Genomic DNA, 12,765 nt, shown 5'->3' with positions numbered 1-12,765 from the left:
GTTCCACCGATTGAAACGGCGCCGCACGACCCGCCGGCCATGCGCCGCGGGCGACGCGCGGCGCCGCGCATAAAAACAAAATGACCCACACAGGAGACAACCGTGGGAGACATCGACTTTCAGGCGATGGAATTCGCCTATGAGAAGCACGCCGACCAGGCCGCCGCGACGCAGGCGCGCCACCCGGTGGTGGTGGTGGGCGCCGGCCCGGTCGGCCTGACCACAGCGCTGGATCTCGCGCGCCAGGGCGTGCGGGTGGTGGTGCTGGACGACGACTACCGCCTGTCCACCGGCTCGCGCGCCATCTGCTTTTCCAAGCGCACCCTCGAAATCTGGGACCGCCTCGGCGTCGGCCAGCGCATGGTCGACAAGGGCGTGTCGTGGAACGTGGGCAAGGTGTTCTTCCGCGACCAGGAGGTCTGGCGCTTCGACCTGCTGCCGGAACCCGGCCATCGTCGCCCCGCCTTCATCAACCTGCAGCAGTACTACGCCGAAGGCTATCTGTACGAACAGGCGCGCCAGGAACCGAACATCGACCTGCGCTGGAAGAACAAGGTGGTGGGCCTGGAACAGGCCGGCGACGGCGTGGTGCTGTCGATCGACACGCCCGAAGGCGGCTACACGTTGCACGCCGACTGGCTGGTGGCCTGTGATGGCGCCCGTTCGCCGGTGCGCAAGCTGATCGGCCAGGAAAGCCATGGCCGCATCTTCCGCGACCGCTTCCTCATCGCCGACGTCAAGATGAAGGCCGACTTCCCGGCCGAGCGCTGGTTCTGGTTCGACCCGCCCTTCCATCCCAATCAATCGGTGCTGCTGCACATGCAGCCCGACAACGTCTGGCGCATCGACTTCCAGCTGGGCTGGAACGCCGACCCGGTCGAGGCCGTCAAGCCCGAGAACGTGCTGCCGCGCATCCGCGCCCTGCTCGGCCCGGACGCGCAATTCGACCTGGAATGGGTCAGCGTCTACACCTTCGCCTGCGAGCGCATGGACAAGTTCCGCCACGGCCGTGTGGTGTTCGCCGGCGACTCGGCGCACCGCGTCTCGCCGTTCGGCGCGCGCGGCGCCAACAGCGGCGTGCAGGACGCCGAGAACCTGGCCTGGAAACTGCGCCTGGTGCTGGCCGGCCAGGCGCCCGAAGCGCTGATCGACAGCTACGCCGCCGAGCGCGAGCACGCCGCCGACGAAAACATCCTGAATTCGTCGCGCGCCACCGACTTCATCACGCCCAAGAGCGACATCAGCCGCAGCTTCCGCAACGCGGTGCTGAACCTGGCCCGCACCCATGCGTTCGCGCGCACGCTGGTCAACAGCGGCCGCCTGTCGCTGCCCGCCACCTACGCCGATTCGCCGCTGAACAGCCCCGACCGCGACACGTTCGCCGGCCGCATGCGGCCCGGCGCGGTGGCGCTGGACGCGCCGGTGCGCGGACCCGGCGATTCGCCGTGGTGGCTGTCGCAACTGGACGCGGGTTTCACGCTGGCCCTGTTCTGCGGCGACCAGCCGCCCGCGATCGACACCTTGCAGGCCCTGCGCGCGCTGCGCCTGGCCGCCGTGCCGGTGAAAGCCGTGCTGGTGGCCGGCCCCGGCTGCGATAGCGCCGGCTGGCCGGAAGACATGGCGCGCGTCGTCGACAGCGAGGGCCTGCTGGCCCAGCGCTACGACGCGTTATCCGGCACCGCCTATCTGATCCGCCCCGACCAGCACATCGCCGCGCGCTGGCGCGCCTTCCAGCCCGACGCGGTGACGTCGGCCGTCAACCGCGCGATTGGCCGCGCCTGAACCCGGAGGCCCTATCCATGCTGAACACCGAAACCAACCTGGCCGCGCCGGACGACTTCTACGAAGCGCTGATCGACGCCCATCGCGACCTGAGCAACGAGCAGAGCCAGGAAATGAACGCGGCGCTGATCCTGCTGCTGGCCAATCACCTGGGCGACATGGCGGTGCTGCGCGAAGCGCTGGCGCAGGCCCGCGCGTCGGTCACGCCGGCGGCGAACCCACCGCAAACGCATTGACGATCAGGGCGCGCAGCCACTGGTTGCCGCCATCGCGGTCGTAGCGGCGCTGCCAGTACATATTGGTCTGCAGCGCCGGCACCTTCACCGGCGGCGTCATGTAGCGCAGGCCGAAGGGCGGCGCGGCGCTGGCCGCCAGTTTCTCGGGCACCGTGGCCAACAGGTCGGTGGCGCTGACGATGTACGGCACGGCCGAGAAATGCGGCACGCTGAAATGCTCGGCCAGCATCACCCCGGCCCGCTCCATCGACTGGACCACCTGGCCGTAGGGCGCGGCGCGCGACACGATCAGGTGGCGCTCGGCGCGGAATGCCTTCAGCCCCATGCCGGCATGGGCGGTGGGATGCGCCTGGCGGAACAGAGTGGCGTAGCCCTGCCGGAACAGCATGCGCTGCAAGGTCCCCGCCCCCATCTCGTCGAACGCGCCGATGGCCAGGTCGATCCGGCCCGCCTCCATCTCGCGCGACAGGTCTGGCCCCTGTACCCGCACCGAATCGATGCGCACCTGCGGCGCCACCTGCACGCAGACCTCCATCAGCCGCGGCATGAAATGGATCTCGCCGACGTCGGTCATCGCCACGCGGAAACGCCGCGTGCTGGCGGTGGCGTCGAACGCGTCCTGGTCCTGCAGGGCCTGCGACAGCATCGCCAGCGCCTCGCTCACCGGGCCGGCCAGGCGCTGCGCGCGCGGCGTCGGCAGCATGCCCTGCGCGGTGCGCACGAACAGCTCGTCGCCGAAGGCCAGCCGCAGCCGGCGCAGGGCATTGCTGACCGCCGGCTGCGACAGGTCCAGCCGCCGCGCCACGGCGGACAGGTTGCGGTCCTCCAGCAGGTGCTGGAACAGGATCGGCAGGTTCAGGTCGACGTCGCGCAAGTCCGCCATCAGGCACCCCTACTATTCACAAAATTTATAGTTGCTATTTTTGCATTCCCGTAGCCGTAGCGGGGGATTTTTCCGACAATGACGTATCGACGCCGGACGGCCCCATCCGGCGCGCCACGACCAAGACCGCGCGGCCACGCATCGCGCGCCACCCAGGAGGATTCCATGGAACTGCAATACCAGACCGGCTTCGGCAACGACTGTGCCACCGAAGCCCTGCCCGGCGCGCTGCCGCTGGGCCGCAATTCGCCGCAGCAATGCCCCTACGGCCTGTACGCCGAACAGCTGTCCGGCACCGCCTTCACCGCGCCGCGCAGCGAGAACCGCCGTTCGTGGCTGTATCGGATCCGCCCGGGCGCCCAGCACCTGCCGTTCGAGCCGTTCGGCGGCGCCGCCGGCTGGGAAAGCGCGTTCGGCCATGGCCCGGTCACGCCCAACCAGCTGCGCTGGAGCCCCCTGCCCATCCCCGCCACGCCCACCGACTTCGTCGAGGGCGTGAAGACCTGGGGCGGCAACGGCGGCCCCGATGAACAGGGCGGCGTCGGCATCCACCTGTATGCCGCCAACCGCTCGATGCAGGGCCGCTATTTCTACAACGCCGACGGCGAGCTGCTGCTTGTGCCGCAGCAGGGCCGCCTGCGCCTGGCCACCGAACTGGGCCTGATCGACCTGGAGCCGCTGGAGATCGCCGTGATCCCGCGCGGCGTGCGCTTCAGCGTGCAACTGCTGGACGGCACCGCCCGCGGCTATATGCTGGAGAACTTCGGCGCCGCGCTGCGCCTGCCCGAACTGGGCCCGATCGGCTCGAACTGCCTGGCCAACGCCCGCGACTTCAAGACGCCGGTGGCCTGGTACGAAGACGTGGAAGGCGATTTCGAACTGATCGCCAAGTTCACCGGCGGCTTCTGGCGCGCCGCGATCGGCCACTCGCCGCTGGACGTGGTGGCCTGGCACGGCACGCACGCGCCGTACAAGTACGACCTGCGCCACTTCAACACCATCGGCTCGATCAGCTACGACCATCCGGACCCGTCGATCTTCACGGTGCTGACCGCGCCGTCCGACACCCCGGGCACGGCCAACATGGACTTCGCCATCTTCCCGCCGCGCATCCTGGCGATGGAAAACACCTTCCGTCCGCCCTGGTTCCACCGCAACGTCGCCAGCGAATTCATGGGCCTGATCCAGGGCGTGTACGACGCCAAGGCCGACGGCTTCGCCCCCGGCGGCGCCAGCCTGCACAACTGCATGAGCGGCCACGGCCCCGACGCCGAGACCTTCGAGAAGGCCTCGCACGCCGACACCAGCCACGCGCACTACATCCGCGAGACCATGGCCTTCATGTTCGAGACGCGGCGCGTGATCCGCCCGACGGCGCAGGCGCTGGCCTCGGTAGAATTGCAGGGCGACTATTACCGGTGCTGGCAGGGCCTGAAGAAGCACTTCGATCCCCGCAAGGCGTGACCGGCGTTTCCGCCGTCACGCCCGCCCACGGCGATGCGCGCAAGCGCATCGCCGTTTGGCTTTGGATTTTCCCGGCGCCCGCCGGCCCCTTACAAACACTGAACGAGACATTCCCGCCATGACCACTCCCATCAACGAAACCCACGACCCGTCCCTGAAGAGCTGGGTCGCCAGCGCCAACACCGGCGCGTCGGACTTCCCGGTGCAGAACCTGCCCTACGCCGCGTTCCGCCGCAAGGGCTCGCAGGAATCGTTCCGGCCCGGCGTGGCCATCGGCGACCAGATCGTCGACCTGGCCGCGCTGGCCGCGGCCAAGCCGTTCGAGGGCGCCGCCGCCGAGGCGCTGGCCGCCTGCCAGGGCGACAGCCTGAACGCGCTGATGGCCCTGGGCCAGGCCCACTGGAGCGCGCTGCGCCTGGCGCTGTCGCGCGCGCTGCGCGAAGGCGCCGCGCTGCGCGCCACGGTCGAGCCGCTGCTGGTGGCCCAGGCCGACGCCGAATACACCACGCCCGCCCGCATCGGCGACTACACCGACTTCTACATCTCGGTGCAGCACGCCACCGCCGTGGGCAAGCAGTTCCGCCCCGACAATCCCCTGCTGCCGAACTACAAGTGGGTGCCGATCGGCTACCACGGCCGCGCCTCCAGCATCGGCGTGGACCAGAAGTTCGCCCGCCCGGTCGGCCAGACGCGTCCCGCCAATGAGGGCGAGGCGCCGCAATTCGGCCCGTGCGTACGGCTGGACTACGAACTGGAACTGGGCATTTTCGTCGGCACCGGCAACGCGCAGGGCGACCGCATCGCGCTGGCGGACGCCGACGCCCACGTGTTCGGCCTGTGCATCCTGAACGACTGGTCGGCGCGCGACATCCAGGCCTGGGAATACCAGCCGCTGGGCCCGTTCCTGGCGAAGAACTTCGCCTCGACCATTTCGCCGTGGATCGTCACGCTGGAAGCGCTGGAGCCGTTCCGCACGCAATGGAACCGCGGCCCGTCCGAGCCGCAGCCGCTGCCGTATCTGGCCTCCGACGCCAACCGCGCCAAGGGCGCCTACGACGTGCGGATGGAAGTGCTGCTGACGACCGAACAGTCGCGCGCCGGCAAGCAGGCGCCGGCCCGCCTGTCGGGCAGCAACTTCCGCGATGCGTACTGGAACGTGGCGCAGCTGATCACGCACCACACGGTGAACGGCTGCAACCTGCAGCCGGGCGACATGCTCGGCACCGGCACGCTGTCGGGCCCGCAGCCGTCGGAAGCCGGCTCGCTGCTGGAACTGAACCACGGCGGCAAGAACCCGATCGAGCTGCCCTGGGGCGAGAAGCGCACCTTCCTGCAGGATGGCGACCAGGTCATCATGCGCGCCGAGTGCGTCAAGGCCGGCTACCCGCGCATCGGCTTCGGCGAATGCTCGGGCACGGTGCTGCCGGCGCGGCTGTAAACGCCGCCCATCACGATCGGGGCTTGGCGGCCGCATCGGCCGTCAACGCCTCGATCTCGTCGTCCTTGGCCTGCCACTGCTGGCCCAGCCAGTGGTGGAATTCGGTGCGGAAGGCCTTGTCGCGGCTGTAGTCACCTTCGCAGAAAGCCGGCGGCACCGGCACGTGATGCATGCGCACCCGCACCTCGCCCATGCGGCCGCAGGCCATGTCCCAGAAGCTGGGCACGCCCGCCGGATAGGCGATGGTGACATCGATCATCGAACGAAAGCGCGTGCCCATCGCGTTCAGCGACACCGCCAGCCCGCCCGCCTTGGGCTTGAGCAGGTGGCGGTACGGCGAACCCTGCGCGTCACGCTTGGCCGGGGTGAAGCGCGTGCCCTCGGCAAACACCATCACACTGGTCGGCACCAATGAGAACTTCTGGCAGGCGCGGCGCGCGGTTTCCTGGTCCTCGCGTCCCAGGGCCGGATTGCGGCGCAGCGCGGCCTTGCCATGGCGTTTCATGAACGGGAAATCCAGCGCCCACCACGCCAGCCCGATCACCGGCACGTAGATCAGCTGCTGCTTGAGGAAGAACTTCAACAGCGGGATGCGGCGGTTCAGCGAGCCTTGCAGCACGAAGATATCGACCCAGGACTGGTGGTTGCAGTTGACCAGGTACCAGTCGGCGTAGCGCAAGCCGGTATTGCCGCGCACGTCCCAGGGCGCGCGCTGGATGCGCGTGAACCAGGCGGTATTGACGCTGATCCAGGCCGTGGCGATGCCATTGAGGATCGGATCGATGCGGCGCCGGGCGGCGGCGAAGGGCAACGCCAGCTTCAGCAGCGCCATGGGGAACAGCAGCAGGCACCAGAACAGCGTGCTGACGCCGATCATGAGCGTGCTGAACACGCCGGTCAGCCAGGCCAGGCGGCCGCGCGGCACCGGCCAGCCGCGCCAGCGCGCGGCCGGGACGGACGCGGGCGCGTCGGTTGCATCAGGGGCGGGAGGCCGGACCGTGCCGGCGAGCGGATCGGGAAAAGTCATGAGCGCGAGTGTGCGAGGGCTGGCTTCGGGCCGGTTTGAGCGGGATCAAACCAGCCCCAGCCCCGGACGGGGTGAAGTCAAGGCAGGCGGTATTTTTCTTCGCGGTAGACCCAGCTGGCCCACAGCGCGTGCGCCAGCGCCTCCTTGCTCAAGGCTTCGTCCACCGGTTCGACCGGCTCGTAGGTCTCGTCCTGCCCGACCGGCGCGGCGCGGTAGCGGAATTCGCGCGGCGCCTTGGACGGCTCCAGCACCAGCAGCTTGTCGCCTTGCAGGTAGCCGAAATTGTCGGCGTACTGCATCAGCGCGCGGTTGGGATCGCGTTGCGTCAGGTCCGCGCCCAGCATCGGGTTGACATTGTCCAGCCCGATCAGCGACAGCAGCGTGGGCGCCATGTCGATCTGGCTCACGATGCGTTCATCCTGGCGCGGCGCGATGCCCGCGCCCAGGATCAGGGCCGGGATCTGGAAGTGCCGCACCGGCACCGGAATCGAGCCGTACACGCGGGAATCGTGATCGGCGATCACCAGGAAAACCGTGTTGTCCCAGTACGGCGCCTTGCGCGCCTTGTCGAAGAACTGGCCCAGCGCCCAGTCGGCATAGCGCACCGTGTTGTCGACGCTGGCCGGATCGCCCACCGGCTGGATGCGGCCCGCCGGATACTCCCACGGCGAATGGTTGCTGACCGAGAACGCCAGCGTGAACACCGGCTTGTCGCCGTCGGCGCGCAGCAGGCGGTCGACCTGGGTGAACATGTCTTCGTCGGACGCGCCCCACGAGCCTTCGAACACCGGGTTCTCGAACTTCGGACGATCCACCACCTCGTTGAAACCGTTGCCCAGGAAGAAGGCGCGCATGTTGTCGAAGTGCGACTCGCCGCCATACACGAAGCGCGAGTGGTAGCCATGCTTGCCCAGCACCTGCGCCAGCGTGAAGAACCCGGTCTGCGAGCGTGGCAGCTTCACCACCGCGTCGGCCACGCTGGGCAGGAAGCCCGCCGTCACCGCCTCGATGCCGCGCACCGAGCGCGTGCCGGTGGCGTAGGCGCGGTGGAACATCCAGCCCTCCTTGCCGAGGCGGTCGATATTGGGCGTGAGGTCCTTGCCGCCCAGGCTGCCGACATACTGCGCGCCCAGGCTTTCCTGCAGGATGATCACCAGGTTGAGCGGCTTGTCGCGCCGCACCGTGGCCTGCTGCTCGTGCAGGCTGGGGTAGCGCGCATCCAGCGGCGCGCCTGTCAGGCCCGCCTTGTCGCGCACGATGGCGTTCATCTCATCGACCGGCATCTTCGGATACATCGCGGCCGACGAGCGCTCATCGCGCATGCGGTAGGCGGCGTCGAACACGCTGTAGAGCGAATTGAGCGCCAGCGAATTGACCATGGCGTCCGAGCTGAACGCGACCTTGGCCGGGTTGATGGGGCGATGCTCCAGCGTGCCGCGCGCGCCCAGCACCACCAGCGCCAGGATCGCCAGCGACGCCAGCGGCCGCTTCCACCACGCCAGGAACGGATCGCGCACCCGCACCGGGAACAGCTTGACCGCCAGCCACGCGGCCACCAGCAACACCACCAGGGCGGCCAGCAGCACGCCCTTGTAGCCCTGCCACAACATCGAGCCGACTTCCTTCGGGTTGAGCAGGTAGATGAAATACAGGCGGTTCGGGCGCGTGTCGTATTCCGCGATGAACTGCGGCGTGGAGACTTCCAGCAGCACGTACAGCATCCACCAGACGCGGAACCACCAGGCGGTGACGCGCGCGGCCCACGGCCGATGCCCCAGCCACGGCGAGAACACCGCCGGCAGCGCGATCACCATGGACAGCAGGCAGACGTCGATGCGCAGGCCGCCGAACAGCACCGGCCACAGCCCGCCGGCCGCCTCGACCCGGTCCCACATCCACAACGACAGGCCCAGCCGGCTCAGCGTCAGCAGAACCAGCACGGACACGATGAAACGGAGCGTCAGGCGGCGCATGCGGCGGCCCTCCCCGGACGAATGAAATCCGTTGATGCGCCGCGCTTACCTTGCCCGCGATTACCCAGCCAAACCATGCCTGCCGTCCGGTGATTGAAAACGGCCAAGGTTAACGCGGATTGACGCGCCGCAGCGCCGGCGGCGGCGCGGCGCGAGGCCCCTATCAGACGAATGACACCCCTGTCATGTTGTACGACATCCGATTTCGACGCCAAAGCGCAACGCGAGGCGCCCGGCTACCGCCGCGCGCGCTCGCGGATCGGCGTCATTGCGCGCGGCGCAGGCGTTCGCGGCTGTTGCTCAGGTGGGTGCGCATCGCGGCGCGCGCGCCTTCGGCATCCTGGCGCAGGATCGCGCTGTAGATGTCCTCGTGCTCCAGGTTGACGCGGGCCAGGTAGGCGGCGCGGTCTTCGTGGGCGAACTTGGCGGAATTGATGCGGGTGCGGGGAATGATGGCCGAGCCCAGGTGCGACATCAGGTCGGCGAAATACCGGTTGTCGGTGGACTGCGACACCAGCAGGTGAAACTGGAAATCGGGCGTGATGGTGTCGCCGCCGCTGTCCAGCGCGCTCTTGAAGGCATCCAGCGCCCGGCGCATCTCGGCCAATTGGGTCTCGCTGCGGCGCACCGCGGCCAGGCCGGCGGCCTCGCTTTCCAGGCAGATGCGCAGTTCCAGCAGCACCAGCACGTCGCGCACCGTGGCGATATCGGCCGGATCGACGCGGAAATCGCCGCCGCCGCTGGGCTCGAGCGCGTAGGTGCCGACGCCGTGGTGGGTTTCGACCAGGCCCGAGGCCTGCAGCCGCGACAGGGCTTCGCGCACCACGGTGCGGCTGACGCCGAACTGCCGCATGATCTCGGATTCGGTGGGCAGCTTGTCGCCGGGGCGGATGTCGCCGCCGCGGATGCGTTCGGAGATGCTCTCGACCAGGCCCTGGGCCAGGTTCCGAGGACGACGCTGCGGCAAGACGGGGGTATCGACAGGAGCGTTCATCAGGGATTATCCGAGAGCGGTTGCGTGGCGCTTGACTGCAAAATTTCGGGCTTATTATACTTTGGACAGGTTGTACGATAACGTACCAGGTAAGTCCACTCCACCGCGCCATCCACCGAGCGTTGCGCCATGAGCCTAACCGTCGACCGCATGCCTGCCTCCCCCCGCTGTCATCGCCTGTTATTGACCGGCGCGGCCGGCAACCTGGGCCGGGTCCTGCGCCCGCGGCTGAAAGTCCATGCCGACGTGTTGCGGGTCTCCGACGTCGCGGCCATGGCGCCCGCCGCGGCCGGCGAGGAAGTCGTGCCGTGCAACCTGGCCGATCCCGCCGCCGTCTCCGAGCTGGTGCGCGGCGCCGACGCCATTGTGCACCTGGGCGGCGTTTCCGTGGAACGTTCTTTCGAAGAAATCCTGCCGGCCAACATCCAGGGCGTCTATCACGTCTACGAAGCGGCCCGCCTCCATGGCGTGCGGCGCGTGGTGTTCGCCAGCTCCAACCACGTCATCGGCTTCTACGAGCAGGGCGCGCAACTCGATGCCGACGTGCCGTTGCGGCCCGACGGCTACTACGGCCTGAGCAAGGCCTACGGCGAAAACCTGTCGCGTTTTTACTACGACCGCTACGGCATCGAGACGGTCTGCCTGCGCATCGGCTCGTCGTTTCCCGAGCCCAGGGACCGCCGCATGATGGTGACCTGGCTCAGCTACGACGATCTGACCGACCTGGTGGTCCGCTCGCTGTTCACGCCCAACGTCGGCCACCTGATCGCCTATGGCGCCTCGGCCAACCGCGACAGCTGGTGGGACAACCACGGCGCCGCCGCGCTCGGCTTCGCCCCCAGGGATTCCTCCGAGGTATTCCGCGCGCAGGTCGAGGCGCAGCCGCCGCTGGCGGCCGACGACCCCGCCGCGCGCTACCAGGGCGGCGCGTTCGTCAAGGCCGGCCCGTTCCCCTTTCCTCCGCGCTGATACGCCCCTTCCCCGCCATGGCGACCTCTGCCGAACGCATCGGAACCCTGCTCTGCGGCGTGGGCGAAAGCCCCGTGTGGCGCGCCGCCGACCAGGCCTTCCACTGGACCGACATCCCCGGCCGCGCGCTGTGGCGCTGGACGCCCGCCAGCGACCGGCTCGATCACTGGACGCTGCCGCAGATGGCCGGCTGCCTCGCCCCGCGCGGCGACGGCTGGCTGCTGGCGATGGAGGACGGCCTGTACGCCTGCGGGCCGCTCGTGGCCGGCCAACCCTGCCAGCCGCGGCCGCTGGCGCCGGTGCGCCATGGCGCGCCCGGCATGCGCTTCAATGACGGCCGCTGCGACCGCCAGGGCCGCTTCCTGGCCGGCACCATGGTCATGGACATGGGCCTGGCCCGCAACGCCGGCAAACTGTATCGCCATGCGCCCGGCCAGCCGCTGGAAGCGATCGTCGACGACCTGATCGTGCCCAACGGCCTGGCCTTCAGCCCCGACGGCAGGACCATGTACCTGTCCGACTCGCACCCGTCGCGGCAGGTGGTCTGGGCCTTCGACTACGACATCGACAGCGGCCTGCCGCGCAACCGCCGCGTCTTCATCCCGAAACTGCCGGCCGGCCGGCCCGACGGCGCCGCCGTCGACGCCGACGGCGGCTACTGGATCTGCGGCAACGAGGCCGGCCGCATCTACCGCTATACGCCGGACGGCCGCCTCGACCGCAGCCTGGACGTGCCGGCCGCCCGCGTCGCCATGTGCGCCTTCGGCGGGCCGGACCTGGACCTGCTGCTGGTCACGTCCATCCGCCCCGCGGACGCCGCCCCCGATTCCGCCGCCGGCGCCGTCTTTGCCCTGCGCCCCGGCGCGCGGGGCCTGGAGGAAACCGCAAGCGCCGGTTAGCACCCGACCGCGGCGCCCCAGGCGCCCAAGCACGAGTAGTGAGCAGGTCCGTACACATCGAAGAGCTTCGGGGCCGCAATGGCCCTCAACGAAACGCCGTACTCCCAACCGGAGGTAGACATGTTGCGCCCGACCCTGACCCGCGCCATCCTGGCCGCGGCCGCTTTGCTGACGCTGATTCCCGCCACCCATGCCGCCGAGCTGCGCTCCGCGGACATCCATCCCGACGATTACCCCACCGCGCAAGCCGTGCGCCAGTTCGGCGAACTGGTCAAGCAGCGCACCAACGGCCGCATCACCGTCAAGGTGTACGCCGGCGGCGCGCTCGGCAATGAAGACGACTCGATCGAGCAGGTGAAGATGGGCGCGCTGGCCATGGCGCGCGTGTCCAGCGCGGCCATGCACAACATCTGCCAGACCACCCGCGTGCCGTCGCTGCCATTCCTGTTCCGCTCCAAGGATCATCTGCACAAGGTGCTCGACAGCGAACTCGGCGAACAGATCCTGAAGTCCTGCGAGTCGGCCGGCTTCGTCGGCCTGGCCTGGTATGACAGCGGCTCGCGCTCGATGTACACGCGCAACAAGCCGATCAAGACGCTGGCCGACGCCAAGGGCCTGAAGATCCGCGTGCAGCAGTCGGATCTGTCGGTGGCGATGGTGGAAGCCATGGGCGGCAACGCCACGCCGATGCCGATGGGTGAGGTCTACACCTCGCTCAAGACCGGCCTGGTCGACGCCGCCGAGAACAACTATCCGAGCTACGAGAGCGCGCACCACTACGAGGTCGCCAAGTACTACGCGCTGACCGACCACACCATGACGCCCGAGATGCTGATCTTCTCGAAGCGCCAATGGGACAAGCTGTCGGCCGAGGACCAGAAGATCCTGCGCGAAGCCGCGCGCGAGTCGGTGCCCTACATGCGCAAGCTGTGGGACGAGCGCGAGCAGAAGTCGCGCGCGGTGGTCGAGAAGGCCGGCTCGCAGATCGTCGAGGTCGACAAGGCCTCGTTCCAGTCGGCGATGAAACCGGTGTACGACCGCTTCGTCACCACGCCCGACATGAAAGACCTGGTCGCCAAGATCCAGGCCGTCCAATAAGG

At 68.7% G+C, this 12,765-nt stretch carries 11 protein-coding genes; 7 read left to right on the top strand and 4 right to left on the bottom strand.

What is annotated here, in order from left to right; translation table 11 throughout:
- Positions 1 to 102: 102 nt before the first annotated feature.
- Positions 103 to 1,782 (top strand): FAD-dependent oxidoreductase, encoded by a 1,680-nt coding sequence (locus tag AOZ49_RS15055; protein ID WP_054476183.1) that lies wholly within the window; start codon positions 103 to 105, stop codon positions 1,780 to 1,782.
- Between the two features lie 17 nt (positions 1,783 to 1,799).
- Complete coding sequence (locus AOZ49_RS15050; protein ID WP_054428962.1) at positions 1,800 to 2,018, top strand: DUF2783 domain-containing protein; 219 nt, start codon at positions 1,800 to 1,802, stop codon at positions 2,016 to 2,018.
- On the opposite strand, the gene AOZ49_RS15045 is transcribed toward AOZ49_RS15050, so the two are convergent.
- Positions 1,984 to 2,901 (bottom strand): LysR family transcriptional regulator, encoded by a 918-nt coding sequence (locus tag AOZ49_RS15045; protein WP_054476182.1) that lies wholly within the window; start codon positions 2,899 to 2,901, stop codon positions 1,984 to 1,986. The genes AOZ49_RS15050 and AOZ49_RS15045 overlap by 35 nt on opposite strands.
- A gap of 165 nt (positions 2,902 to 3,066) precedes the next feature.
- Between AOZ49_RS15045 and hmgA the strand changes: the two genes are divergently transcribed.
- Together hmgA and fahA are read left to right on the top strand one after the other, a co-directional pair.
- Positions 3,067 to 4,365, top strand: a complete 1,299-nt coding sequence (gene hmgA / locus AOZ49_RS15040) for a homogentisate 1,2-dioxygenase (protein ID WP_054428964.1) — start codon at positions 3,067 to 3,069, stop codon at positions 4,363 to 4,365.
- Positions 4,366 to 4,483: 118 nt separating this feature from the next.
- On the top strand, positions 4,484 to 5,803 hold the full coding sequence (gene fahA / locus AOZ49_RS15035; protein WP_054476181.1) for a fumarylacetoacetase: 1,320 nt from the start codon (positions 4,484 to 4,486) through the stop codon (positions 5,801 to 5,803).
- A 10-nt stretch (positions 5,804 to 5,813) separates the two neighbouring features.
- On the opposite strand, the gene AOZ49_RS15030 is transcribed toward fahA, so the two are convergent.
- The 3 genes from AOZ49_RS15030 to AOZ49_RS15020 form a co-directional block, all read right to left on the bottom strand.
- Positions 5,814 to 6,728 (bottom strand): acyltransferase, encoded by a 915-nt coding sequence (locus AOZ49_RS15030; RefSeq protein WP_054429258.1) that lies wholly within the window; start codon positions 6,726 to 6,728, stop codon positions 5,814 to 5,816.
- A 179-nt stretch (positions 6,729 to 6,907) separates the two neighbouring features.
- On the bottom strand, positions 6,908 to 8,803 hold the full coding sequence (locus AOZ49_RS15025; RefSeq protein ID WP_054476180.1) for an LTA synthase family protein: 1,896 nt from the start codon (positions 8,801 to 8,803) through the stop codon (positions 6,908 to 6,910).
- A 265-nt stretch (positions 8,804 to 9,068) separates the two neighbouring features.
- A complete protein-coding gene (locus AOZ49_RS15020) occupies positions 9,069 to 9,797 on the bottom strand; it encodes a FadR/GntR family transcriptional regulator (RefSeq protein ID WP_054428967.1) in 729 nt (242 codons plus the stop codon).
- A 129-nt stretch (positions 9,798 to 9,926) separates the two neighbouring features.
- Here AOZ49_RS15020 and AOZ49_RS15015 point away from each other — a divergent pair, with 129 nt between their 5' ends.
- The 3 genes from AOZ49_RS15015 (at position 9,927) to AOZ49_RS15005 (ending at position 12,763) form a co-directional block, all read left to right on the top strand.
- Positions 9,927 to 10,766, top strand: a complete 840-nt coding sequence (locus tag AOZ49_RS15015; RefSeq protein WP_054476179.1) for an NAD-dependent epimerase/dehydratase family protein — start codon at positions 9,927 to 9,929, stop codon at positions 10,764 to 10,766.
- 17 nt (positions 10,767 to 10,783) lie between these two features.
- Entirely contained in the window at positions 10,784 to 11,665 is an 882-nt protein-coding gene (locus tag AOZ49_RS15010; protein ID WP_054428969.1) for an SMP-30/gluconolactonase/LRE family protein, read from the top strand.
- 120 nt (positions 11,666 to 11,785) lie between these two features.
- Positions 11,786 to 12,763, top strand: coding sequence for a TRAP transporter substrate-binding protein (locus tag AOZ49_RS15005; RefSeq protein WP_054476175.1), 978 nt, complete (start codon positions 11,786 to 11,788; stop codon positions 12,761 to 12,763).
- Positions 12,764 to 12,765: the final 2 nt, after the last annotated feature.

The organism is Achromobacter sp. 2789STDY5608615 (assembly GCF_001298995.1).
Taxonomy (GTDB): Bacteria; Pseudomonadota; Gammaproteobacteria; order Burkholderiales; family Burkholderiaceae_B; genus Achromobacter; species Achromobacter insuavis.
This window is presented reverse-complemented; position numbering and strand designations above follow the sequence as displayed.

Bases quoted from the DNA above. Each gene is read 5' to 3' on its own strand.
- AOZ49_RS15010 (WP_054428969.1), top strand. From the start codon at position 10,784: ATGGCGACCTCTGCCGAACGCATCGGAACCCTGCTCTGCGGCGTGGGC.
- hmgA (WP_054428964.1), top strand. From the start codon at position 3,067: ATGGAACTGCAATACCAGACCGGCTTCGGCAACGACTGTGCCACCGAA.
- AOZ49_RS15020 (WP_054428967.1), bottom strand. From the start codon at position 9,797: ATGAACGCTCCTGTCGATACCCCCGTCTTGCCGCAGCGTCGTCCTCGG.
- fahA (WP_054476181.1), top strand. From the start codon at position 4,484: ATGACCACTCCCATCAACGAAACCCACGACCCGTCCCTGAAGAGCTGG.
- AOZ49_RS15045 (WP_054476182.1), bottom strand. From the start codon at position 2,901: ATGGCGGACTTGCGCGACGTCGACCTGAACCTGCCGATCCTGTTCCAG.
- AOZ49_RS15050 (WP_054428962.1), top strand. From the start codon at position 1,800: ATGCTGAACACCGAAACCAACCTGGCCGCGCCGGACGACTTCTACGAA.
- AOZ49_RS15015 (WP_054476179.1), top strand. From the start codon at position 9,927: ATGAGCCTAACCGTCGACCGCATGCCTGCCTCCCCCCGCTGTCATCGC.
- AOZ49_RS15025 (WP_054476180.1), bottom strand. From the start codon at position 8,803: ATGCGCCGCCTGACGCTCCGTTTCATCGTGTCCGTGCTGGTTCTGCTG.
- AOZ49_RS15005 (WP_054476175.1), top strand. From the start codon at position 11,786: ATGTTGCGCCCGACCCTGACCCGCGCCATCCTGGCCGCGGCCGCTTTG.